Source organism: Streptomyces lacrimifluminis, from assembly GCF_014646095.1.
In the GTDB taxonomy this organism is placed as follows: domain Bacteria; phylum Actinomycetota; class Actinomycetes; order Streptomycetales; family Streptomycetaceae; genus Streptomyces; species Streptomyces lacrimifluminis.
On the sequence record NZ_BMMU01000012.1, the window covers coordinates 42,080 to 64,527 of the forward strand.

The 22,448-nt window shown below is 69.0% G+C and carries 18 protein-coding genes and 1 pseudogene; 5 read left to right on the forward strand and 14 right to left on the reverse strand.

The annotated features are described in order from the left end of the window. The first annotated feature begins 170 nt into the window (after positions 1-170). Positions 171-734 (forward strand): PAS domain S-box protein, encoded by a 564-nt coding sequence (locus tag IEY89_RS19300; protein WP_189148688.1) that lies wholly within the window; start codon positions 171-173, stop codon positions 732-734. A 94-nt stretch (positions 735-828) separates the two neighbouring features. Here IEY89_RS19300 and frc (IEY89_RS19305) read toward each other — a convergent pair whose 3' ends face one another. Both frc (IEY89_RS19305) and oxc read right to left on the reverse strand, forming a co-directional pair. Beyond that, positions 829-2,085 carry a formyl-CoA transferase gene (gene frc, locus IEY89_RS19305; protein ID WP_189148689.1) on the reverse strand — a complete coding sequence of 419 codons (1,257 nt, stop codon included), beginning with the start codon at positions 2,083-2,085 and terminating at the stop codon, positions 829-831. Positions 2,086-2,151: 66 nt separating this feature from the next. After that, entirely contained in the window at positions 2,152-3,900 is a 1,749-nt protein-coding gene (gene oxc, locus IEY89_RS19310) for an oxalyl-CoA decarboxylase (protein WP_189148690.1), read from the reverse strand. A 257-nt stretch (positions 3,901-4,157) separates the two neighbouring features. Between oxc and IEY89_RS19315 the strand changes: the two genes are divergently transcribed. Then, positions 4,158-5,732, forward strand: a complete 1,575-nt coding sequence (locus IEY89_RS19315) for a FadD7 family fatty acid--CoA ligase (protein WP_189148691.1) — start codon at positions 4,158-4,160, stop codon at positions 5,730-5,732. 9 nt (positions 5,733-5,741) lie between these two features. Here the strand turns inward: IEY89_RS19315 and IEY89_RS19320 are convergent, their stop codons facing one another. Genes IEY89_RS19320 through IEY89_RS19340 form a run of 5 tightly spaced genes read right to left on the reverse strand, consistent with a single transcriptional unit; the run spans position 5,742 to position 11,951 of the window. Next, the gene (locus IEY89_RS19320; protein ID WP_189148692.1) at positions 5,742-6,692 is read right to left on the reverse strand and encodes a LysR family transcriptional regulator; all 951 of its coding nucleotides are present in this window, start codon (positions 6,690-6,692) and stop codon (positions 5,742-5,744) included. Between the two features lie 40 nt (positions 6,693-6,732). After that, on the reverse strand, positions 6,733-6,945 hold the full coding sequence (locus IEY89_RS19325; protein WP_030615085.1) for a formate dehydrogenase subunit delta: 213 nt from the start codon (positions 6,943-6,945) through the stop codon (positions 6,733-6,735). A 1-nt stretch (position 6,946) separates the two neighbouring features. Then, positions 6,947-9,763 carry a formate dehydrogenase subunit alpha gene (gene fdhF, locus IEY89_RS19330; protein WP_189148693.1) on the reverse strand — a complete coding sequence of 939 codons (2,817 nt, stop codon included), beginning with the start codon at positions 9,761-9,763 and terminating at the stop codon, positions 6,947-6,949. After that, positions 9,760-11,427: a formate dehydrogenase beta subunit gene (locus IEY89_RS19335; protein ID WP_189148694.1), complete on the reverse strand. Its 1,668-nt coding sequence runs from the start codon at positions 11,425-11,427 to the stop codon at positions 9,760-9,762. Before IEY89_RS19335 ends, fdhF begins: the two co-directional genes overlap by 4 nt. Continuing rightward, entirely contained in the window at positions 11,424-11,951 is a 528-nt protein-coding gene (locus tag IEY89_RS19340; RefSeq protein ID WP_189148695.1) for an NAD(P)H-dependent oxidoreductase subunit E, read from the reverse strand. Before IEY89_RS19340 ends, IEY89_RS19335 begins: the two co-directional genes overlap by 4 nt. Positions 11,952-12,205: 254 nt before the next feature. Between IEY89_RS19340 and IEY89_RS19345 the strand changes: the two genes are divergently transcribed. Next, positions 12,206-12,895 (forward strand): GntR family transcriptional regulator, encoded by a 690-nt coding sequence (locus IEY89_RS19345; protein ID WP_189148696.1) that lies wholly within the window; start codon positions 12,206-12,208, stop codon positions 12,893-12,895. 54 nt (positions 12,896-12,949) lie between these two features. On the opposite strand, the gene IEY89_RS19350 is transcribed toward IEY89_RS19345, so the two are convergent. The 4 genes from IEY89_RS19350 to IEY89_RS41510 all read right to left on the reverse strand — a co-directional run bounded on the left by IEY89_RS19350 (position 12,950) and on the right by IEY89_RS41510 (position 16,415). Further along, entirely contained in the window at positions 12,950-13,732 is a 783-nt protein-coding gene (locus IEY89_RS19350) for an acyl-CoA dehydrogenase family protein (RefSeq protein WP_189148697.1), read from the reverse strand. A 160-nt stretch (positions 13,733-13,892) separates the two neighbouring features. Further along, a complete protein-coding gene (locus tag IEY89_RS19355; protein ID WP_189148698.1) occupies positions 13,893-14,417 on the reverse strand; it encodes a beta-class carbonic anhydrase in 525 nt (174 codons plus the stop codon). Positions 14,418-14,643: 226 nt separating this feature from the next. Beyond that, positions 14,644-16,200 (reverse strand): aldehyde dehydrogenase family protein, encoded by a 1,557-nt coding sequence (locus IEY89_RS19360; RefSeq protein WP_189148699.1) that lies wholly within the window; start codon positions 16,198-16,200, stop codon positions 14,644-14,646. 80 nt (positions 16,201-16,280) lie between these two features. Beyond that, the gene (locus tag IEY89_RS41510) at positions 16,281-16,415 is read right to left on the reverse strand and encodes a hypothetical protein (protein ID WP_268240743.1); all 135 of its coding nucleotides are present in this window, start codon (positions 16,413-16,415) and stop codon (positions 16,281-16,283) included. 174 nt (positions 16,416-16,589) lie between these two features. Here IEY89_RS41510 and frc (IEY89_RS19365) point away from each other — a divergent pair, with 174 nt between their 5' ends. Further along, positions 16,590-17,783, forward strand: a complete 1,194-nt coding sequence (frc, locus tag IEY89_RS19365) for a formyl-CoA transferase (protein WP_229695315.1) — start codon at positions 16,590-16,592, stop codon at positions 17,781-17,783. 188 nt (positions 17,784-17,971) lie between these two features. Continuing rightward, positions 17,972-19,360 carry an OFA family MFS transporter gene (locus IEY89_RS19370; RefSeq protein WP_189148701.1) on the forward strand — a complete coding sequence of 463 codons (1,389 nt, stop codon included), beginning with the start codon at positions 17,972-17,974 and terminating at the stop codon, positions 19,358-19,360. 251 nt (positions 19,361-19,611) lie between these two features. Here the strand turns inward: IEY89_RS19370 and IEY89_RS19375 are convergent, their stop codons facing one another. The 3 genes and pseudogenes from IEY89_RS19375 to eboE form a co-directional block, all read right to left on the reverse strand. Beyond that, a complete protein-coding gene (locus tag IEY89_RS19375; RefSeq protein ID WP_189148702.1) occupies positions 19,612-20,676 on the reverse strand; it encodes a sugar phosphate isomerase/epimerase family protein in 1,065 nt (354 codons plus the stop codon). Positions 20,677-20,733: 57 nt separating this feature from the next. Then, positions 20,734-21,195, reverse strand: a pseudogene (locus IEY89_RS19380) (alkaline phosphatase family protein); the annotation flags it as partial. 83 nt (positions 21,196-21,278) lie between these two features. Then, positions 21,279-22,448: a metabolite traffic protein EboE gene (gene eboE, locus IEY89_RS19385; RefSeq protein WP_189148703.1), complete on the reverse strand. Its 1,170-nt coding sequence runs from the start codon at positions 22,446-22,448 to the stop codon at positions 21,279-21,281.

Below are 22,448 nucleotides of genomic sequence, written 5' to 3' on the forward strand. Positions count from 1 at the left end.
CACGGCACGGCACGACGCGGCAACGGCACACGACGTGGCCCGGCACACGACGGCGGGACCTCCGGCGGTGGAGGTCCCGCCTTTGCCAGGCAGGGCTTTTGTATACCATCTATCTGTATACTGTCTTGCCGTGTGCGTTCAGTATCCAACTGCCCCAGTACGGAGGCGACATGGAAGATCTGAATCCCGAGGTGGTGCTGGGGATGGCCACCCAGGCCCCCGACGGCATAGTGATCATCGACGGCGAAGGGCTGATCCGCTTCTGGAACCGGGGCGCGGAGCGCATCTTCGGGTTCTCGGCGGGCGACGTGGACGGTCGCAGTCTGGACGTCATCATCCCCGAGCGGCATCGGAAGCGTCACTGGGACGGCTTCCAGGAGGCAATGGACCGGGGGACGACCAAGTACGGGGACGCTGATCTGCTGAACGTTCCCGCACTGGCGGCGGACGGCCGCAAGCTGTCCATCGAGTTCAGCGTGGTGCTCCTGCCCGCTCCCGACGGCAGCACGTACGTCGGAGCGGTCATCCGGGACGTCACCGCGCGGCGCGAGCGGGAGCGGGAGCTGATGCGGCGGCGCGCCGAAGTCAAGGCCGAGGCAGAGGCAGAGGCAGAGGCAGAGGCAGAGGCAGAGGTTGAGGTTGAGGTTGAGGTTGAGGTTGAGGTTGAGGCAGAGGTTGAGGTTGAGGTTGAGGCAGAGGTTGAGGTTGAGGTTGAGGCCAAGGCGACGGTCTGAGCCACGCCGGACCACACGGAAGCGGCCGTGGCCCACTGGCCACGGCCGCTTCCGTCTCCGCGGGTCGGGTCGGGTCGGGTCGGGTCGGGTCGGGTCAGACGATGACCCCGCTCTCCTTCAGCCGGCCGATGGTCTCCTCGTCGTAGCCCAGCTCGACCAGGACCTCCGAGCTGTGCTCGCCCAGCAGCGGAGCACCCGCGATCTCCGGCTTGAAGGAGGAGAACTTCACCGGGCTGCCGACAGTCAAATACGTGCCCCGGCCCTTCTGCTCGACCTCGACGACCGTGCCGCTCTTGCGCAGGTCCTCGTCGTAGGCCAGCTCTTTCATGCTCATGACCGGGGCGCAGGGCACCTCCCACTCACGCAGGATGTTCACCGCCTCGTACTTGGTCTTGTCCGCGAGCCACTTCTCGATCTCCTCGAAGATCTCGAAGATGTGCGACTGGCGTGCGCGCGCCGTGGCGTACTCCGGGTCCTCGGCCCACTCGGAGCGGCCGATCACCTCGGCGGTGCGCTTCCAGTTCTGCTCCTGGACGGTGAAGTAGATGTACGCGTTCGGGTCGGTCTCCCAGCCCTTGCACTTGAGCACCCAGCCGGGCTGCCCGCCGCCGCCCGCGTTGCCGCCGCGCGGTACGACGTCGGTGAACTCGCCGTTCGGGTACTGCGGGTACTCCTCCAGGTAGCCGACCCTCTCCAGCCGCTGCTGGTCGCGCAGCTTGACCCGGCAGAGGTTGAGCACGGCGTCCTGCATGGAGACGGAGACCTTCTGCCCCCTGCCGGTCCTGCTCCGGTCGATGATCGCGGTGAGGATGCCGATCGCCAGGTGCATACCGGTGTTGGTGTCGCCGAGGGCACCGCCCGAGATGGTCGGGGGGCCGTCCCAGAAGCCGGTGGTGGAGGCGGCGCCGCCCGCGCACTGGGCGACGTTCTCGTAGACCTTGAGGTCGTTCCAGGACGAGTCGTCGTTGAAGCCCTTGACCGAGCCGAAGATCAGGCGCGGGTTGAGTTCCTGGATGCGCTCCCAGGTCAGGCCCATACGGTCCAGGGCGCCCGGGGCGAAGTTCTCCACCAGTACGTCGGCGTCGGTGATGAGCTTCTCCAGCACCTCAAGGCCCTCGGCGGTCTTGGTGTTGATGGCGAGGGAACGCTTGTTGCTGTTGAGCATCGTGAAGTACAGCGCGTCGAGGTCCTCGATGTCCCGCAGCTGCTTCCGGGTGACGTCGCCGCCGTTGGGGCGCTCCACCTTCAGGACGTCGGCGCCGAACCAGGCGAGCAACTGCGTGCAGGCGGGACCGGCCTGGACCCCGGTGAAGTCGATCACCTTGATTCCGGCGAGCGGCTTTTCACTCATGTGTCTGCTTCCTTCTCGTGAACGTACGCGTACGGAGCGGGAGTTCGAGGTGCAGGTGGGGCAGGTTCACTTCTTGGCGGGCGCGATGTTGCCGACGGTGATGCCCTTGGGGTTGAGGTGCGAGATGTGGCCGCTCTCGGTGCCGGCCGAGGGGTCGATCACGCAGTCGATGAGGGCCGGTCCGCCCGAGGCCAGTGCCTCGGTGAGGGCGGCGGTGACCTCGGCGGGCGTGGTGGCGCGGTAGCCCTTGCCGCCGAACGCCTCGATCAGCAGGTCGTGTCGGGCCGCGCCCATGAGGGTCGTCGGTGAGGGAGCGTCGTCGTAGGGATTGACGTCGTCGCCGCGGTAGACACCGCCGTTGTTCATGATCACGGTGACGACGGGCAGGTTGTAGCGGCAGATCGTCTCGATCTCGATCCCGCTGAACCCGAAGGCACTGTCGCCCTCGACGGCGACGACCGGTGCGCCGCTCTCGACGGCGGCGGCGATGGCATATCCCATACCGATGCCCATGACACCCCAGGTGCCGCTGTCGAGGCGGTGACGCGGTACGTGCATGTCGATGACGTTGCGCGCGATGTCCAGGGCGTTGGCGCCCTCGTTGACGATGTACGTCTCCGGGTGAGCGCGCACGACATCGCGTACGGCCTTCAGGGCGCCCATGAACTGCATGGGGTGCGGGTCGGCCGCCAGACGCTCGGCCATCTTGGCGACGTTCTGCGCCGAACGGGCGCCCAGTTCCTCCCGCCAGGCCCAAGGGGCGGTGATCTGGCCGGGTTTGGTCCGCTCGGCGAGTGCTTCGAGCACCGACTCGATGTCCCCGACGAGCGGAGCGGCGATGGGCTGGTTGCTGTCGATCTCCTTGGGGTCGATGTCGATCTGGACGAACCTGGCGTCGGGGTTCCAGCCCGTCTGGCCGTGCCCCAGAAGCCAGTTGAGGCGGGCGCCGATCAGCATCACGACGTCGGCCTTCCTCAGCGCCAGGGAACGCGCGGTGGCCGCCGACTGCGGGTGGTCGTCGGGCAGCAGTCCCTTGGCCATCGACATCGGTACGTACGGGATGCCGGTGGACTCGATGAACTCGCGGACCCGGTCATCGGCCTGCGCGTACGCGGCGCCCTTGCCCAGCACGACCAACGGCCGCTCGGCGCCTGCCAGTAGCTCGATCGCCCGGTCCACGGCCTCCGGCGCGGGAAGCTGGCGCGGGGCGGGGTCGACGAGGCGGCTCAGGCTCTTCGCACCCTCCTCGGCGGGCATGATGGCGCCGAGCACCGCGGCGGGAATGTCGAGGTAGACGCCGCCGGGACGCCCGGAGATCGCGGTGCGCAGTGCGCGGGCGATGCCCCGGCCGATGTCCTCCACGCGACTGACCCGGTAGGCCGCCTTGACGAACGGCTGCGCGGCGGCGAGTTGGTCCATCTCCTCGTAGTCGCCCTGCTTGAGGTCGACGAGGTGGCGCTCGCTGGAGCCGGATATCTGGACCATCGGGAAGCAGTTGGTGGTCGCGTTCGCCAGCGCGACCAGGCCGTTGAGGAAACCGGGTGCGGACACGGTCAGGGCCACGCCGGGCTTCTTGTTGAGGTAGCCGGCCGCCGCCGCCGCGTGTCCGGCGTTGCTCTCGTGCCGGAAGCCTATGTAGCGGATGCCCTGTGCCTGGGCGAGGCGGGCCAGGTCGGTGATCGGGATGCCGACCACTCCGTAGATGGTGTCGACGTCGTTCATCTTGAGCGCGTCGACGACCAGGTGGTACCCGTCGGTGAGCTCGGTCGGAACGTCGGCTGCTGCCGCGGTCTCCAGGGGCGAGGGGGCGGTCATGGTCCGAGGTCCTCCTTGGGCAGGTCCTGCCGGAGCGGCTACTTCTCTCACCATCCGCAGGGCGTCCGCCCGCGTCCAAGACCCATTGGCGACCAGCCGATAAACAGCGTCTATCGACCGCTGGTGGAGGGCTCGCCAACTCCCTTGATAGACGGCTGTTATCGGCCGTTCACCAGTGCGTATTGGACGCGCACCGCAGGTCACCGCAGGCTCGCAGAGGAGTGCTTCGTCGGATCTGGCGCGAGGGGGGTGGGGTCATGGCCGTTCCGGCCGCGGCATCCGTGCGCGACGCGAACCGGTACCGGCCTCCGGCGGTCACGGGCCTCCTGGATCTTCTCGACCGGCAGGTGCGGGAACGCCCGTACGCCCGGGCTCTCGTCGTCACGGGTGAACGGGTGCACCTTTCCTACCGGGGCCTCGCCGCGCTGGCCGATGACGTCGCGGATCGTCTCGGCCGCACGGGGCTGGGACGGGGTGACGCGGTCGGTCTGCTCTGCGCCAACACCGCCGAGTTCGTTGTGGCGTTGCTGGGTGCGGCGCGGGCGGGTCTGGTGGTCGCTCCGCTGGATCCGGCGCTTCCGTCGCCCCAACTCTCGGCGCGGCTCGCGGCATTGGGAGCGCGGGCGGTCCTCGTCGGGCCGTCGGTGTCCGACGCCGTGTTGCCGGTGCCCCGGTGGCCGCTGCGGGTGGGCGTCTCCCGGGCGGGCACGGTGGCGGTCACGCTCGAGAACGGTGGCGCTCCCGAAGTACCGGGCGTGGCGGGCGAGTTGTCGGACCATGACGCCCTCGTCCTGTTCACCGCGGGAACCACCGACCGGGCGAAGATGGTCCCGCTGACCCACGCGAACGTGGCAGCGTCCATCCAACACATTTGTGCAACCTACGAGTTGGGTCCCGGCGATGCGACGGTCGCGGTGCTGCCGTTCTTCCACAGTCACGGGCTGTTCGCGGCGCTGCTGGCGTCCCTGGCCAGCGGAGGGTGCGTCCTGCTGCCCGAGCGGGGGCGGTTCTCGGCGGGCACGTTCTGGGACGACATGCGCGCCGTCACCGCCACCTGGTTCACCGCGGTGCCGGCCATCCACGAGCTGCTGCTCGACCGGTCGGAGCGCGAGTATCCGGGCCCGCAGGCGCAGCCCCTGAGGTTCGTACGGAGTTGTGGCGCTCCGCTCAACACGGCCACGCAGCGCGCGCTGGAGCGCACGTTCGGCGCCCCGCTGCTGTCCGCGTACGGGATGACGGAGTCCTCGCACCAGGTGACCAGCGAGCCGCTGCCCGAGCGGGGCGCGCTGAAGCAGGGGTCGGTCGGACGTCCGACCGGGGGCGAGGTGCGGATCGTCGACCGGAGTGGGCGGGCGTGTCCGGTGGGTGTCGAGGGTGAGGTGTGGGCGCACGGTCCGGCCGTCGCCCGCGGCTATCCCGGCGACCGGGACGGGACGGCGTACACCTTCGTCGACGGGTGGCTGCGCACCGGTGATCTGGGCGCGCTGGACGAGGACGGGTATCTGTCGCTGACCGGGCGGATCAAGAACCTCATCACCCGTGGCGGGGAGAAGATCTCGCCCGAGCGTGTCGAGGACATCCTCGCCGGCTGCCCGGGGGTCGCCGAGGCGGCCGTGTTCGCCGTACCCGACGCGGTGTACGGGCAGCGGGTCGCCGCCGCCGTGGTGGTGCGGGCGGGTGACAGTGTGGGGCCGGCGGAGATCCTGCGGTACTGCCGGGACAGGCTGGCCGCCTTCGAGGTGCCCGACCGGCTCGAAGTGGTGGCCGCCCTGCCGTACACCGCGAAGGGGGGACTGGACCGGAAGGCGGTGCGGGACAGGTTCGCACGCTGATGGCGGGGCTCAGCGCACGCGATGCTCGGTCGGCGTCGGCGTCGGCAGCGGCAGCGGGCGGGCGAAGAAGTCGTCCAGGGACAGGCCCGTCGCGGCGTTGACGAACGCGCGGGCGGCGACCGACCCGGGTGTGGCCGCGTGGATCGCCACCGAAACCTGGGCGCCGGCCTCCGGGTCGACGAGGGGCAGTGCTCTCGTCCGGCCGACGACCGGCATGGCGCGCAGCCAGGTGTGCGGCACGATGCTGGCCCAACCGCCGCCGCCCACATGGGCGTAGAGGGAGGCGATGGAGTCCGTCTCGACCTGCGGGGTCACCACGAACCCCTTGTCCGCGAACACCGTGTCGACGATCTGCCGGATCCGCATGTCGGGTGTCAGCAGCGCTAGCGGCAGTTGGGCCGCGTCCGCCCAGGTCACGGTGGCTGACTGAGCGACGAGTTGGTCGTCCGACACCAGCAGCATGTACCGCTCCTGGTAGAGGGGGACGACCTGAAGGCCCTCCTGGTCCCCAGGGTCGAAGTGGGCGATCGCCACGTCCAGCTCGAAGTCCCTTAGCTGGCGGTGGAGTTCCTTCGTCGAGAGGCGGGACCGGACCTGCACCTTGGCCAGCGGGTGCGCCGCGCAGAACGCGGCCACGGGAAGCGCCAGGGTCGTGGACGCCGTGGGGTCCGTGCCCAGCCGCAGTGTTCCCGTGATGCCGGACTGCACGGCGGCCACCTCGGCCTTGAACGCGTCCTGTTCGGCGAGGATGCGCTTGGCCCACACGACGAGCCGTTCGCCTTCCGGGGTGAGGCCCTGGTAGTTGTGGCCACGGTTGATGAGGGTGACGTTCAACTCCCGTTCCAGCTTGGCGATCGCCGCCGACAGCGCCGGCTGCGACACGTAGCAGGACTCCGCCGCCCGGGCGAAGTGCCGTTCCCTCGCCACCGCCACGAAGTACTCCAGCTGCCGGAACAGCATGAACGACTCCTCTCCGTCCGGGGCCGCCTCAGCCTACGGGTCAGCGCAGAAGCTTCACGGCGGCGACCACCAACGGGTCAAGACCGTCAGCTCCGGCGTCGACGAACTCGTACAGCCTGGTACGCATGCGTGGGTCCCAGAACCTGCCGATGTGCCCCGCGATCTCCTCGGCGGCCCGCTCACCCGGCAGGTGTCCGAGGTTCGCTGCGATGTCGTTCGCCATCCTGCGCTCCGACGGCACGGTCGCTGTCATCTCAGTCCACCACCATGACCAGGTCGTCCGCCGCCGGTTTTGAATCGGCCGCCCGCGTCGGGCGGGCGAGGCCGACCTGTACGGCGGTCACCTTGTACTCCGGGCAGTTGGTCGCCCAGTCGGAGTTCTCCGTGGTCACCACGTTGGCGCCGGTCACGGGGTGGTGGAAGGTGGTGTAGACGACGCCGGTCGGCATCCGGTCGGAGATCTCCGCGCGCAGCGTCGTCTGCCCGACGCGGCTGGCCAGGGTGACCATGTCGCCGTTCTTGATGCCGCGGTCCTCGGCGTCGTGCGGGTGCAGTTCGAGGATGTCCTCGGGGTGCCAGGCGACATTGCCGGTGCGCCGGGTCTGCGCGCCGACGTTGTACTGGCTGAGGATGCGCCCGGTGGTCAGGACCAACGGGAAGCGCCGGGTGCTGCGTTCGTTGGTCGGTACGTAGGAGGTGACCACGAACCTTCCCCTGCCGCGCACGAATTCGTCCACGTGCATGATGGGCGTGCCCTCCGGCGCCTCCTCGTTGCACGGCCACTGGACGCTGCCGAGCTTGTCCAGCAGCTCGAAGGAGACACCGGTGAACGTCGGTGTGACGGAGGCGATTTCCTCCATGATCCGGCTCGGGTGGTCGTATGCCATCGGGTAGCCCATGGCGGTGGCGATCTCGCTGACGATCTGCCACTCGTGCTTGCCCGTCTTCGGCTTCGTCACCGCGCGCACCCGGTTGATCCGGCGTTCGGCGTTGGTGAACGTGCCGTCCTTCTCCAGGAACGACGCCCCGGGCAGGAAGACATGCGCGAACTTGGCCGTCTCGTTGAGGAACAGGTCCTGTACGACGACCAGTTCCATGGCTTCGAGGGCGGCGGTGACGTGTTTGAGGTTGGGGTCGGACTGGGCGATGTCCTCGCCGTGCACGAACAGGCCGCGGAAGGTGCCGTCGATCGCCGCGTCGAACATGTTGGGGATACGAAGTCCCGGTTCGGCGAGGAGAGTTCCACCCCAGAGGTTCTCGAAGACGGTGCGTACCGCGTCGTCGGAGACGTGCCGGTAGCCGGGGAGTTCGTGCGGGAACGATCCCATGTCGCAGGAGCCCTGCACGTTGTTCTGGCCGCGCAGCGGGTTCACGCCGACACCGTCCCGGCCGATGTTGCCGCACGCCATGGCGAGATTGGCCATTCCCATGACCATCGTCGAGCCCTGGCTGTGCTCGGTGACGCCGAGACCGTAGTAGATGGCTCCGTTGGGGGCGGTCGCGTACAGCCGTGCGGCGGCGCGCAGTTCGGCGGCCGGGACGCCGGTGATCGGCTCGACCGCCTCCGGGCTGTTCTCGGGGCGGGCCACGAACTCCGCCCACTCGTCGAAGTCCTCGCACCTCGCGTTCACGAAGTCCCGGTCGAACAGGCCCTCGCTGACCACCACATGGGCCATGGCGTTGACGACGGCGACGTTGGTGCTCGGCCTGAGCTGGAGATGGTGTTCGGCCTCGATGTGCGGCGAGCGTACGAGGTCGATGCGGCGCGGGTCGATGACGATCAGCTTGGCGCCCTCGCGCAGGCGGCGCTTCATCCGGGAGGCGAACACCGGGTGTCCGTCGGTGGGGTTGGCGCCGATCACCACGATCACGTCGGCCTCGGCGACGGAACGGAAGTCCTGGGTGCCCGCCGACTCACCGAAGGTCTGCTTGAGCCCGTATCCCGTCGGGGAGTGGCAGACGCGGGCGCAGGTGTCGACGTTGTTGTTGCCGAAGGCCGCGCGGACCATCTTCTGTACGACGTAGACCTCCTCGTTGGTGCAACGCGAGGAGGTGATGGCGCCGACCGAGCTCGTTCCGTACCGGTCCTGGAGTTCGCGCATGCGGCGGGCCACGGTGCCGATCGCCTCGTCCCACTCGACCTCGCGCCAGGGGTCGGTGATCTTTTCCCGGACCATGGGCCTGAGTTGGCGGTCGGGATGGGTGGCGTAGCCGAAGGCGAACCGGCCCTTCACGCACGAGTGCCCCTCGTTCGCCCCGCCGTCCTTGTACGGCACCATGCGCACCAGCTCGTCGCCGCGCAGCTCGGCCTTGAAGGAGCAGCCGACACCGCAGTACGCGCAGGTGGTCACAACCGACCTTGTGGGCATGCCGAGTTCGACGACCGAACGCTCCTGGAGTGTCGACGTGGGGCAGGCCTGGACGCAGGCGCCGCAGGACACGCACTCGGAGTCCATGAACGTCTCGCCGGCGCCCGCCGAGACCTTGGAGTCGAATCCGCGCCCCTCGATGGTCAGCGCGAACGTGCCCTGGACCTCGCCGCAGGCCCGGACGCAGCGGGAGCAGGCGATGCACTTGGCCGGGTCGAAGTCGAAGTAGGGGTTGGAGGTGTCCTTCTCTGCTTCGAGATGGTTGGCGCCCTCATAGCCGTACCTGACCTGCCGGAGTCCCACCACGCCTGCCATGTCCTGGAGTTCGCAGTCCCCGTTGGCCGGGCAGGTGAGGCAGTCGAGGGGGTGGTCGGAGATGTAGAGCTCCATGACGCCCTGGCGAAGCTTCTCCACCTTCGGCGTCTGCGTGCTCACCTTCATGCCGTCGGCGCACGGTGTGGTGCAGGACGCCGGGGTGCCGCGTCGGCCGTCGATCTCGACCACGCACAACCGGCAGGAGCCGAACGCCTCCAGACTGTCGGTGGCACACAGTTTGGGGATGTCGACGCCTGCCTGAGCGGCGGCGCGGAGCACCGAAGTCCCCTCGGGGACGGTCACCGGCAGACCGTCCACCTCCACGGACACCGTTGCCGGGCCGGGCCGTTCCGGGGTTCCGAAGTCGGGTTCCTTGAGGAGTGTCATGCCGTTCCCTCCGTCCTCGCACCGCTGGCTCGTACGGGTTGGATCGCCTGGACCGGTTGGATCGCCTGGACCGGTTGGATCGGCTGGACTGCCTGGATGTCCAGGAGTCGACGGCCGCCGAGGAAGTCGTCGGGGAAGTGCGTGAGGGCGCTGCGCACGGGCATCGGGGTGAGCCCGCCCATCGCGCACAGCGAGCCGTCGGTCATCAGGTCGCAGAGGTCTTCCAGCAGGGCCAGGTTCTCGTCCCGGTGCGTGCCGGCCACGATCTTGTCGATCACCTCGACACCACGCACCGAACCGACTCTGCACGGTGTGCACTTGCCGCAGGACTCCTCGGCGCAGAACTCCATCGCGAAGCGGGCCTGTGCGGCCATGTCGACGCTGTCGTCGAAGACGACGATTCCGCCGTGCCCGAGCATCGCGCCGGCCTCGGCGAACGCCTCGTAGTCCATCGGCAGGTCGAACATCGACGTGGGCAGATAGGCGCCGAGCGGTCCTCCGACCTGCGCCGTGCGCAGCGGGCGTCCGCTACGGGTGCCGCCGCCGTAGTCCTCGATCAGTTCGCGCAGAGTGATGCCGAAAGCTGTCTCGACTATGCCGCCGCGCGCGATGTTGCCGCCGAGCTGGAAGACCTGGGTGCCGCGCGAGCGGCCGACCCCGAGGTCCTGGTAGGCCTTCGCGCCGTTCGCGAGCACGACCGGGACGGTAGTCAGGGTAAGGACGTTGTTCACCACGGTCGGTCTGCCGAACAGGCCCTCGATCGCCGGGATCGGGGGCTTCGCCCGGACCGTGCCCCGCTTGCCCTCCAGGCTCTCCAGCATGGAGGTCTCCTCGCCGCAGATGTACGCGCCGGCGCCGACGCGGACATGCAGGTCGAAGTCGAGTGCGGAGCCCAGGATGCTGCGGCCCAACCAGCCGTGCTCGCGGGCGACTTCGATGGCCCCGCGCATCGTGGCGATGGCGTCCGGGTATTCGGAGCGGATGTAGAGGTAGCCCTCACTCGCGCCGACCGCGTGCGCGGCGATGGTCATCCCCTCGATCAGCAGGAACGGGTCGCCCTCCATCACCATGCGGTCGGCGAAGGTCCCGCTGTCGCCCTCGTCGGCGTTGCAGCACACGAACTTCAGCTCGTCGGCGCAGTCCAGCACCGTCTTCCACTTGATACCGGCCGGGAATCCGGCGCCTCCGCGACCGCGCAGTCCGGATTCGGTGACCTCGGCGACCACGTCGGCAGGCGTCATGTCCAGAGCGGCGCGCAGCCCGGCCAGGCCGCCGTGCTCGACGTAGTCCTGCGTCGACAGGGGGTCGATGACGCCGACTCTGGCGAAGGTGACGCGTGTCTGGCGGGCCAGCCAAGGGAGCTCGTCGACGAGGCCGAGCCGCAGCGGGTGGTCCGCGCCGTCCAGCATGCCGGCGGCCAGGAGTGCGTCCACGTCCTCGGCGGTCACCGGGCCGTAGCCGACACGCCCCCGCGGGGTCACGACCTCGACCATCGGCTCAAGCCAGAGCATGCCGCGTGATCCGTTGCGCACGACGTCCAGGGCGAAGTCCCCACGCGTGGCCGCTCGTTGCAGGGCCTCGACGACCTCGTCCGCGCCTACGGACCTGGCGGCCGAGTCGCGGGGGACGTAGACCGTCGCGGCGACGTGCGCTGGGTTCTTCATGAGGAGACCCTCCCGTTGAACGCCTCGTTCTGTGCCTCGTTCGCTGCCCCGTTCGGCGTCCCGCTGAGGATGGAGACCATTCGGATCGGGTCCACTCGTCCGTACAGCCGCCCGTCCGCCTCGACTGCCGGCCCCAGCGCGCAGTTGCCCAGGCAGAAGACCTGCTCGACGGTGACCGAGCCGTCAGGAGAGGTCTCCCCCAGGGTCAGTCCGCTCTCACGGACGTAGCTCACCAGGCGGTCGGCGCCCAGTGCCTGACATGCCTCGGCGCGGCAGATGCGCACCGTGGTACGGCCCGCGGGCTCGCGGCGGAAGTCGTGGTAGAAGGTCACCACTCCGTGGATGTCCGCCCTGGAGAGGTTGAGTTCATCGGCGAGCACCGGTATCGCCTCCTGCGGCACATGGCCCAACTCGGCCTGGACCGCGTGCAGTACGGGCAGCAGCGCGCCCCGCTGATCCCGGTGGTCGGCCACCACCCTCCGGACCAGGCTCTCGACCGACATGTCGCTTCCGCTGGTCGTCATGATCGCTCCGCCTTCCGCCACGCGGCTCCCCGGCGTTCCGGGTGAGGGGAGCAGGAGACTGAGACAATACCCCATACAGGCTTCTGTATACAGACGACAGTCAATAACACGCCTCGCGATTGACCCTCACGATCAACCACCCACGCCATGTTGCATACCAAAACCTGTATACTGAAACCGCCGCCGTCAACCCTCTCGGCGACCACCTCTTGGCAAATGCCGTCGGCCCGGCGGCAGAGCAGAACGGGACCATCATGCGCGAGGCACTCACGGCCGCAGCGTCCCGGCGCGTCACCCGCCCGGCACCACTGCGCCAGGCCGTGTACGACGCCCTGACCGAACTAATCGTCAGTGGCTCCCTCAAGCCCGGCCAGCACCTGGTCGAGGCCGAGCTCGCCGAGCACCTCGGAGTCAGCCGGCAGCCGGTCCGTGAGGCTCTCCAGCGGCTCCAGACCGCCGGCTGGGTCGATCTGCGGCCCGCACAGGGCGCTTTCGTCCACTCCCCCACCGCAGAGGAGGCCACTCAACTCCTCGGCGTCCGCTCGGTGTTGGAGACCTACTCGGCCCAGCTCGCCGCCCTCAACGCGAAGCCCGAGGATGTCGAGCACCTCTGCGAGCTCCAGTCACAGGGCCTCGACGCGCTCGCCGCCGGCGACGTCGAGCGCCTGGTCGCGGCCAACACGACCCTGCACGCCTTCGTCACCACCCTGGCCGCCAACGAGGTACTGGCCGAGATGCTCTCGCAGGTGGGCCAGAAGGTGCGTTGGTACTACACGCCCATCGCCAAGCCCCGCGGCAAGGAGGCGTGGAACGAGCACACCCAGCTCATCAAGGCCATCGCCAAGGGCGACGCGGACCGCGCGGGCGAGGTCATGCGCAAGCACACCGAACGCACGACCGACTTCTACCGCAAACAGATCGCCGCCGGGACAGGCAAGGACTGACACCCCCGGAGGCCCGAACAGGCAGTCCGCGGGCTGGAGTTCCGGATCCGGAGTTCAGGACCCGGCAAGGGAATCGGCGGGCTGGACCCCGGCAGTCGTGATGTGGTGCACCTGCACACCCGCGGTGGACCGCAGCCCGAGCAGCCACGGCAGGACCGCGTGCAGCACAATGTCACGCCCGCCGCCGTCCGGACCGAGCCGCGCGTCGGCGGGCACCAGCACCGGGTCGGCGAGCACCGTCGACATGGCGCTGCCGGGCGGCCCGGTGGTGTCGGGCCGGGCCGGCACGAAGAGGTCCGGGGCGTGCGCCGGAACGCCCCAGAGGCTCAGGCCGTCCGGCGTACCGAGCGGCCTGGAGGACCAGACATAGCTGTCGGCCTCCCCCGCTGCGACCACTCGGCGTTTACGGGCGCGCAGGGCGACCACGCCGCCGGAGCGAAAGGCTGTGCAGCGCGACGTGACCAGTTGGGCCTCCGATGCCTGCCCGCCGTCTTCGTGCTCCATGAGGGCAAGGCTGGCGAGATGGCGTCCGGCGGCGATCTCGGCACGCACCCAGGGGCTGCCGTACGACTCGATGACGGCGACCGCTGTGTAGTGGGACCGGAGCACGGCCGCCGTCGCCGGGCAGACCCGCGCGGTCCGAGCGACCACCTCGGCGGCTTCCGGCAGGCCGAGCCCGGCGCCGCCGAACTCGGTGGAGACGGTGAGCCCGAGCAGTCCGGTGGCCCCGAAGGCCGTCACGGCACCACGGGGGAACCTGCCTTCCGTACGGGTGACTTGGGCACAGGGTGCGACGGCACGGGCCAGGACTTCCGCGAGAGCTGTGCGGTACGACATGGAGGTACCCCTCGGAGTGATTGCATACAGTATTCTTTAGTTGATGTGCGCCGCTTGCCCCTCGTCGTCAGCGGTCGAACGAGGGAGAGAGGCATCCCCGATGCATCCACCGCGGCAGAGCATGGCCCGATTCCCCGGCCACCACCTCGTCGAGAGGCGCTCAGGCCCGGTCGATCTCCCGCAGCAGTCCGGTCGTCACGTCGAAGACGAAGCCCCGCACGTCGTCCGTGTGCGGCAGGAACGGTGAGGTGCGCACGCGCTGCATCGACTGCCGCACGTCCTGGTCGACGTCCCGGAAGGCCTCCACCGCCCAGGCCGGGCGCTGGCCGACCTCCAGTTCCAGTTCGTGCCGGAAGTCCTCGGTCAGGGTCTGGAGACCGCAGCCGGTGTGGTGGATGAGGACGACACTGCGGGTACCGAGTACGCGCTGACTGATCGTCAGGGAGCGGATGGTGTCGTCGGTGACGACGCCGCCGGCGTTGCGGACGGTGTGGCAGTCGCCCAGCTCCAGGCCGAGGGCGGCGTGCAGGTCGATACGGGCGTCCATGCAGGCCCCGACCGCCACCTGAAGTACGGGACGGGCATCCCTTCCCAAATCGGCAAAGCCGGCTGCGTAGGCGCGGTTGGACTCGACGAGCCGGTCTGTGACCGTCTGCCGGACGAGACGGGGTGCGTGGGTCGACATGCTGGGCTACCTCACCGCGGTCGGATGCGAACGGGCGCCGTCCCGGGCGCGGCGGTCCGCCCGGGACGGAGTGGAGCGGTGCCGGCAGGGACGGAGTGGAGCGGTGCCGGCCGCCGTCGGTCAGATCACGCCTTGCGCCTTGAGAAACGGCAACTCGCCTTCTTCCAGGCCGAGTCCGCCGATCCGGAGAGCGGCGCCCACTCACGGGCGCCGCCCGGCCGCCGAGTCACGGCATGAGGTGGTACTCCGGGAAGTTGCCGGGCAGCCGCTCGCCCGCCGGTCCCTGGGTCACGGCGCGCACCAGCAGGTCGCCGCCGACGAACGCGCCGCGCCAGGACGCGCCGAAGCCGCCGAACAGCTCGTCGCGGTCGCCCCGCGAACGCGGCTTGCCGTGGCCGACCTTGAAGGCGCGGATCTGCGGGGCGAGCCGGTCGAAGGTCGCCCGGTCGTCGGTGGACAGCGTGGCCACCAGCGCGCCGTTGGAGGCGTTCATCGCGGCCAGCAGCTCCGCCTCCGTGTCGACCAGGACGATGGTGTCGACCGGCCCGAACGGCTCCGCGTGATGCAGCGGCGAGGACGGCGGCGGTCCGAGGAGCGTGACCGGCTGGACGTACGCCGAGGTGTCCTGGCCGGGCAGGAAGCGGGCGTCGGCCTCACTGGCGCGGTGCAGGGGGACGGCGCCGCGTGCGATGGCCTCGGCTATCTGGTCGTGGAGTTCCTTCGCTTTGGCCGCATTGATCACGGGCCCGAAGTCCAGTGCCGGGTAGGGGTCTTCGGCCTTCTCCACGGCGAGCGGGTGTCCGACGCGCAGGGTGCGCACCGCCGGGAGGTACGCCGTCAGGAACTCGTCGAACAGTTCCCGTTGGACGACGAAGCGCGGGTACGCCGTGCAGCGCTGCTTGCCGTAGTCGAAGAGCTTGGGGACGACGGCTTTGAGGGCGTCCCAGTCCGAGTAGTTCCAGATCCCCCAGGTGTTGAGGCCCTCCTGTTCCAGTACGTGCCGTTTGCCGAGGTCGGCGACGGCCGTGGCCACAGCGGCTCCGGTGTCGCGACCGCCGACGAAGGAGACGCAGCCGATCTCGGGCGCCCGCACCAGCGCCTCGGACAGCTCTCCCCCGCTGCCGCTGACGAGGGTGACGGGAATCCCCTCGCGGGCGGCGAGCGCGCAGGCCAGGGTCAGACAGGCGACACCGCCGTCGGTCGGGGTCTTGGCGATGACCGCGTTGCCTGCCAGTGCCTGGACGAGCATCGCGTGAACGAGCACGCTCAGCGGGTAGTTCCAGCTCGCGATGTTGGACACCGGGCCGTCCAGCGGCACCCGGTCGGCGACCATCGGCTCGATGCCGTCGACGTACCAGCGCACACCGTCGATGGCCCGGTCGGCGTCCGCCTGCGCGAGCCGCCACGGCTTGCCGATCTCCCAGACCAGCAGGAGGGCGAGGAGTTCACGGTGCTGGGCGAGGGCGTCGAGGGTGGCCGCTACGCGGGCTCGGCGCTCGTCGAGCGGAATGTGCCGCCAGGCACGGTGCTGGTCGAGGGAGGCGCGTACGGCCCGGTGCGCGGTGTCCCGGTCCAGGCGCGGCGGGCCGGCGATCGGGCTGCCGTCGACGGGGCTGGTGGCGGGCAGGACCCGGCCGTCCGCCTGCCAGGCGGAGTTCCACAGGTTGAGGACGCGGTCGTCACGGAAGGCCTCGGGGGCGACGGCGAGGCACCGCTGCCAGGCGTCGGTCCACGACGTACCGGACTTCACCACGAGGTGGGTGGAGTTGAGGGTGGTGGTCATTCGATGTCTCCGCTCTCGGTGCACAGTCGGGGGCGGGGGATGAACGCGGTGGCGCCCAACGGCCCGGCGGTTAGGGCCTGTCAGTCATGGGTGGCGTCACGGTCGGCGTCCAGCAGGTCCAGCACGAGGCGCGCCGTCTCGGTCGGTTCGAAGAGTCCGCGGGCTTGATGCTCGTACAGGTCCGTGATTCGGCTCCCGTCCTGAAAGTGCTGCACGCCCCCTGGACATCACCCATCGGATGCGGGATAACAATCTTCATACAGTATTCGTCGACTGTATGCAATGTGCCAAGCGATACTCAGGGACGGCGCCACCAGGACGTTCACGGCAACGGACAAGCGAGGTGACCTGTGACGACGAGGGCTCTTGAGGGGATTCGGGTCCTGGATATGACGCATGTGCAGTCGGGTCCGTCGGCGACACAGTTGCTGGCGTGGCTGGGCGCGGATGTGGTGAAGGTGGAGGCGCCGGGCGGAGATGTCACACGGCGGCAGTTGCGGGATGTGCCGGAGGTGGACTCCCTGTATTTCACGATGCTCAACTGCAACAAGCGCAGTGTCACTCTCAACACGAAGACGGAGCGGGGCAAGGAGATCCTGACCGAGCTGATCCGCGGCGCGGATGTGCTGGTCGAGAACTTCGGGCCGGGTGCGGTGGACCGGATGGGTTTCACGTGGGAGCGCATCAGGGAGATCAACCCACGGATCGTGTACGCGTCGATCAAGGGGTTCGGGGAGGGCCCGTACACGAACTTCAAGGCGTACGAGGTGGTCGCGCAGGCGATGGGCGGGGCGATGGCGACCACCGGCTTCGAGGGCGGACCGCCGATGGCGACCGGGGCACAGATCGGGGATTCCGGGACCGGTGTCCATTGCGTGGCGGGGATCGTGGCCGCCCTGTTCCAGCGGGAGAGGACGGGGCGGGGGCAGCGGGTGAATGTGGCGATGCAGCACGCGGTGCTGAACCTGTGCCGGGTGAAGCTGCGGGACCAGCAGCGTCTGGCGCGCGGTCCGTTGGCGGAGTATCCGACCGAGGACTTCGGGGACGAGGTGCCGCGTTCGGGGAACGCCTCGGGAGGCGGTCAGCCCGGCTGGGCCGTCAGGTGTGCGCCGGGTGGTCCCAACGACTACGTGTACGTCATCGTCCAGCCACCCGGCTGGAAACCCCTGGCCGCGCTGATCGGCCGGCCCGAACTCGCCGACGACCCCCAGTGGGCCACCCCCGAAGCACGTCTGCCGCACCTCGCGAAGATGTTCCAGCTGATCGAGGAATGGACGTCGGCCCTGCCCAAGTGGCAGGTCCTGGAACGGCTGAACGCGCACAACATCCCGTGCGGGCCGATCCTGTCCACCAAGGAGATCATCGAGGACCCCTCACTCACCGCCAACGACATGATCGTCAGCGTCGGGCATCCGGAACGCGGCCACTTCACCACGGTAGGCAATCCCCTCAAACTCTCCGACTCCCCCACCCACATCACCACCCCTCCCCTTCTCGGCGAACACACCGCCGACATCCTCATCGGCGAACTCGGCCTGGGCGACGAGGAACTGCGCCTGCTCAGGGCGAGCGGGGTGGTCTGACGTGAGGACCTCGCAGCGCACCACAACGGTGCGGAGCCTCCCGGCAGTTGGGGGCGTTTCATGACGTAACCCGGCACAGGGGGCGTCCGACGGTGCGCGTCGGCCGGCCCCGGGACCCATGCGCGCACGAAAGGCATTTGGACAGGGGGCGCTGGCCAGATCTTTCGACGCAAGGAGTCTTCACCAAGATGACAACCATCGACTACTCGACGTCTGTCCCGTACCGGGAGGTGACAGACCACAACGGCCGCATGTACCGCATCGGGGAATCCGATGTCGACATCATGGGCCGTAAGCGCAAGTGGATGGTCATCCTGCCGTGGATCGGCATGATGGGCATCAGCTCGGCCGAGTACGCGTTCGCTTCGGCCGAGGACACCCTGCACATCGCACACAGCTGGAACGACGGGCACATCTTCTGGATGCTCGGTGTCTGGGTGTTCTTCCAGGCGGCTGTGGCCTTCCCGGCCGGAAAACTCAGGGAGAGCGGAAAACTGCCCGCGCGTTGGGCGATGATGTTCGGCGCAGTAGGCACACTGCTCGGATATCTGTCTCTCGCATTCGCGCCGCATGTGATCGTCGCGTATGTCGGGTTCGGCATGTTCAGCGGTATGGGTGCCGGAATGGTCTACGCGACCTGCGTGAACATGGTCGGCAAATGGTACCCGGAACGCAAGGGAGGCAAGACCGGCTTCGTCAACGGCGGTTTCGCCTATGGTTCCGTGCCGTTCGTCTTCCTCTTCACCAGCTATATGGATCTGACGAACTTCCGCTGGGTACTTGTCTCGGTCGGTGTCTTTCTGGCCGCGACGGTGGCTGTGGCGGGCTACTTCTTCCGAGACCCGCCGAAAAACTGGTGGCCCGCCGAGGTCGACCCGCTGCGACCGCCGGAGGACCCACGCGCCCGTCGTGCGCTGGCGATGAACCCGCCCGCCGTGAAGCAGTACAGCCCGGGTGAGGCCTGGCGGACGGGGCGGGTCGCGCTGATGTGGTTCTGCCTGCTGTGCACCTCGGGCGTGAACATCTTCGGCATCGCCTTCCAGGTCGAGATCGGCGAGGAGGCCGGCTTCGCAGGCGGCGTCGTCGCGACGGCCATGTCGATGAAAGCCATCGTCAACGGCACCGGTCGGGGTGTGATCGGCTGGCTGTCGGACCGCTATGGGCGCAAGCGCTGCCTGATCTTCGTCTGTATCGTTCTCGGCCTTTCGCAGTACGCCATCCTGTGGTCCGCCGACATGAAGAACCTCCCGCTCTTCCTGCTCTTCTCCAGCATCTCCGGGTTCGGCGGAGGCGCCATCTTCCCGATGTTCGCGGCGATGACGGCGGACTACTTCGGCGAGAACAACAACGCGTCCAACTACGGTCTCGTCTACAGCTCCAAGTTGGTTTCCGGCCTGCTCGGAGCCGGCATGGGAAAGGTGGTGGTCGACAACTGGGGCCACAGCGGGGCATTCACTCTGGCCGGTTCGATCTCGCTTTTCGCCGCATGCATCGCACTCTTCCTGACCCCACCGGGCCGGCCGAAACAAAAGACTCTGACGGCCAACCCGATGCCGACCAGCCGGGACGGGGACTGAATTCGCAGGCAGATCGGCAGACGCTCGGCTGGGTTTTCCCGGCCGAGCGTTTCTCGTGGGCGGTGTCGCGTTGTAAGGGAGCTGTCCGGAACGCGCGATGACCGACGTCGGCCGGACAGAAGGTTCCGGACGGAAGGTTTCGGACGGAAGGTCCGGGCGCGACGGCCGGAGCCGGCCCGTCTCCGCCAGGCAGAAAGCGGTCGGCCCCGGGGCCTTGGGCACCCCGGAGCCGGTCACGCCGCGGCCGGCGGCTACTCGCCGCACTTCTCGCGCAGCGAGTGGAGGTGCTCGCTGGAGCGGCGCGCGAAGGTGAAGGACTCTGTCGGGTTGTCGTGCTCGGCCTGCCAGTGGTGGGCCAGGCGGTGGCCGCGCAGCCGGGTGACGCCGGAGATGAACCGCTGGTAGTCGATGTCTCCGTCGCCGACGTCGGTCATGCGGTAGCCGTACTGGTTGCCCGGGTCGCTCACACCGTCCTTCACATGGAAGAGCGGGTAGCGGTCGGGCTGCCTGAGGACGTAGTCGAGGGGCTCGAAGGGCGCCGGTGTGCCGTCCGGCCGCTTCGAGAAGCGGAACTGGCCCGAGTACGCCCAGAAGATGTCCATCTCCAGGTAGACGAGCTTGGGGTCGGTCTCGGCGAGCAGTACGTCGTACAGCCGGACCTTCGGGTTGTCGGTGGCGAAGGAGAACTCCTCGGAGTGGTTGTGCTGGTAGAACTTCATACCGCGCGCCCTGGCCGCCGCTCCGTACGTGTTGAACTCCTCCGCCGCCCGCTTCCAGGCGTCGACGGTGGAGCCGTAGCGGAAGGGGCCGGAGGCGGTGCCGATGTGCTTGAGGCCGAGGGCCTGGGCGTCGTCGAGGACCTTGTCGAGGTTCTGCGCGAAGGTGTACGCGTTCGGGTCACTGGCGTAGTAGCCGACGTGGCTGCCGATCGGGTTGAGACCGTGGTTGCGCGCCAGTCGCCTGAGCTGGGCGAGGGTGATGGGGCCCGCGGAGCCCTGGGTGTAGCCGGCGAACTCGACCTCGTCGTAGCCGTACTTCTTCAACTCGGCGAAAACGGGGGCGAAGCCCAGGGTGGAGACCTTGTCGCGCAGGCTGTAGAGCTGGATGCCGAGCCGCCCGGGCGGCAGGACGGGACGTCCACGGCTCCCGGCGGCGGTCTGTGCGGAGGGGGCCGCCGTGGCCGGGGAGGCCGCCCCGAGGAGAGCGGCGGCGGTGGCGCCGGCGGCCACGCCGAGCATGCCTCTTCGGCTGAGGCGGTGGGCGAGTTCGGGGTCGTGCGCCTTGCTGCTGCCGGTCGTGCGGGGTGTGCGGCTCATGGGGAACTCCTCGATGGGGAAGGCGTTGTCAGTGGTGGGTGCTTCACTGGTGACCAGTCAGGAGAGACCGGCCGGTCGGAGCAGGAGTGACGTCACGTCGGTGGCCGCGATGCGGCCGTCGACGGCACGGGGGGGGTGGAGCAGATGAGGAGCGGACCGTCTTCGTCGCTCGTCGGGAGGCGGCCGTGGCTGCCGCGAATAGGCGAGGGATCCAGGGGCACGACCGCCACGCGGTAACGCGGGCCGAGCTTCTTGCCGGGGAGGCCCTGGTGCGGTGGCCGCCTTGACCTTGACGAACGGGTCACGCGGATCCATGAAGAGTTCGACCGGGTCGTATCCGGGTTCGCGGTGGATCTCGACGAGTTGTGCGAAGTCGGGCACGTGTGCGTCGTCGCGCCAGTAGGAGTACGTGAACCAGGCGTCCGGCTCCGCCACGGCAGCGAGTTCGCCGGCGCGCGGATGGTCGAGACGGTGGGTCTTCTTGCCCTCGTCGTCGAGGAGTTGCTCGATGCCGGGCAGGTCGGTGATGTCGGTGTCGGCGCCCATGGCGTACCACCAGCAGATGCCGGCGACCGTGTAGCCGGGGTGTGCGCGGCGGGGGCTCATGGCAGCTCTTTCAGGCCCAGGTCGCTCAACAGATCGCGCGCGAGGGTCAGTTCGGCGGCGATTCCGTCGGCGAGCTGGGCGCGGGAGCGGGGCCGCAGCTCGGGTGGGAGGGCCTGCCAGGTGTAGGTCTCGACCTCCAGATGCCGGGTGAGGGGGTGCGGGCCGCCGACGAGCCGGGTCAGCGTGGACATGAGTACGGGGAGCGTGGAGGTGAGGGGTGCGGCGGGGGCGGCGTGGAGCGGGACGTGGAAGTGGGCGCGCCACGGTGAGGCGTCGGGCAGGGCCTCGCCGTGGAGGGCCTCGCCCAGGTCGTCCGTACCGCGCAGTCCGGCGGCGGTGTCCGTGCGGGTCTGGTGCAGGAAGCGGGGTTCGTCGAAGGCGGCGAGGGCCTCGCGGACATCGGGGAGATGGGGGTGTTCGGCGTGCAGGGCGGCGGAGAGCTGGGACTTGACGACGGGGACGCGGGCCTGGGTGAGCGCGTCCAGGGCGGTGTGCGGATCTTCGAAGGAGGTGGCGAGGTGGCAGGTGTCGACGCAGATGCCGATGCGTGCGTGGCCGATGGCGGTGAGCGGGGCGATGGCGTCGGCGGTGGTCTCGACGGTGCAGCCGGGTTCGGGTTCCAGTCCGACGCGGATGGAGCGGCCGGTGAGTTCGGCGAGTGCGTCGAGGCGCTCCGCGAGGGTGCCCAGAGCGGTCAGGGCCGTGGCCGCGCGTTCGCCGTGGTGGGCGGTGCGCCAGGCGAGCGGCAGGGTGGAGATGCTGCCTTCGGTGACGTCGTCGGGGAGGAGACCGGCGAGGACCCGGGCCAGGTCGGTGGTGTGGGCGAGTCGCTCGGGGTCGGCCCAGTCCGGCTTGTAGACGCGGTACTTGACCTCGTCGGCGCCGAAGCCCTCGTACGGGAAGCCGTTGAGGGTGACGACTTCGAGGCCGCGCCGGTCGAGTTCGGTGCGCAGGCCGCGCAGGGCGGAGGGGTCGGTGACCAGGGCGTGGGCGGCGTCCTTGGCCAGCCACAGTCCGATGCCCAGCCGGTCGCGGCCGAGGCGTCGGCGTACGGGTTCGCAGTGGTCGCGGAGTTGGGCGCGGACGCCGTCGAGGGTTTCGGCGGGGTGGACGTTGGTGCAGTAGGCGAGGTGGACGATGGAGCCGTCGGGGTGGCGGAAGCGCAT

What these genes read in the sequence shown, in the direction of transcription:
- IEY89_RS19300 (WP_189148688.1), top strand. Translation starts at nt 171, where the DNA reads ATGGAAGATCTGAATCCCGAGGTGGTGCTGGGGATGGCCACCCAGGCC.
- frc (WP_189148689.1), bottom strand. Translation starts at nt 2,085, where the DNA reads ATGAGTGAAAAGCCGCTCGCCGGAATCAAGGTGATCGACTTCACCGGG.
- oxc (WP_189148690.1), bottom strand. Translation starts at nt 3,900, where the DNA reads ATGACCGCCCCCTCGCCCCTGGAGACCGCGGCAGCAGCCGACGTTCCG.
- IEY89_RS19315 (WP_189148691.1), top strand. Translation starts at nt 4,158, where the DNA reads ATGGCCGTTCCGGCCGCGGCATCCGTGCGCGACGCGAACCGGTACCGG.
- IEY89_RS19320 (WP_189148692.1), bottom strand. Translation starts at nt 6,692, where the DNA reads ATGCTGTTCCGGCAGCTGGAGTACTTCGTGGCGGTGGCGAGGGAACGG.
- IEY89_RS19325 (WP_030615085.1), bottom strand. Translation starts at nt 6,945, where the DNA reads ATGACAGCGACCGTGCCGTCGGAGCGCAGGATGGCGAACGACATCGCA.
- fdhF (WP_189148693.1), bottom strand. Translation starts at nt 9,763, where the DNA reads ATGACACTCCTCAAGGAACCCGACTTCGGAACCCCGGAACGGCCCGGC.
- IEY89_RS19335 (WP_189148694.1), bottom strand. Translation starts at nt 11,427, where the DNA reads ATGAAGAACCCAGCGCACGTCGCCGCGACGGTCTACGTCCCCCGCGAC.
- IEY89_RS19340 (WP_189148695.1), bottom strand. Translation starts at nt 11,951, where the DNA reads ATGACGACCAGCGGAAGCGACATGTCGGTCGAGAGCCTGGTCCGGAGG.
- IEY89_RS19345 (WP_189148696.1), top strand. Translation starts at nt 12,206, where the DNA reads ATGCGCGAGGCACTCACGGCCGCAGCGTCCCGGCGCGTCACCCGCCCG.
- IEY89_RS19350 (WP_189148697.1), bottom strand. Translation starts at nt 13,732, where the DNA reads ATGTCGTACCGCACAGCTCTCGCGGAAGTCCTGGCCCGTGCCGTCGCA.
- IEY89_RS19355 (WP_189148698.1), bottom strand. Translation starts at nt 14,417, where the DNA reads ATGTCGACCCACGCACCCCGTCTCGTCCGGCAGACGGTCACAGACCGG.
- IEY89_RS19360 (WP_189148699.1), bottom strand. Translation starts at nt 16,200, where the DNA reads ATGACCACCACCCTCAACTCCACCCACCTCGTGGTGAAGTCCGGTACG.
- frc (WP_229695315.1), top strand. Translation starts at nt 16,590, where the DNA reads ATGACGCATGTGCAGTCGGGTCCGTCGGCGACACAGTTGCTGGCGTGG.
- IEY89_RS19370 (WP_189148701.1), top strand. Translation starts at nt 17,972, where the DNA reads ATGACAACCATCGACTACTCGACGTCTGTCCCGTACCGGGAGGTGACA.
- IEY89_RS19375 (WP_189148702.1), bottom strand. Translation starts at nt 20,676, where the DNA reads ATGAGCCGCACACCCCGCACGACCGGCAGCAGCAAGGCGCACGACCCC.
- eboE (WP_189148703.1), bottom strand. Translation starts at nt 22,448, where the DNA reads ATGCGCTTCCGCCACCCCGACGGCTCCATCGTCCACCTCGCCTACTGC.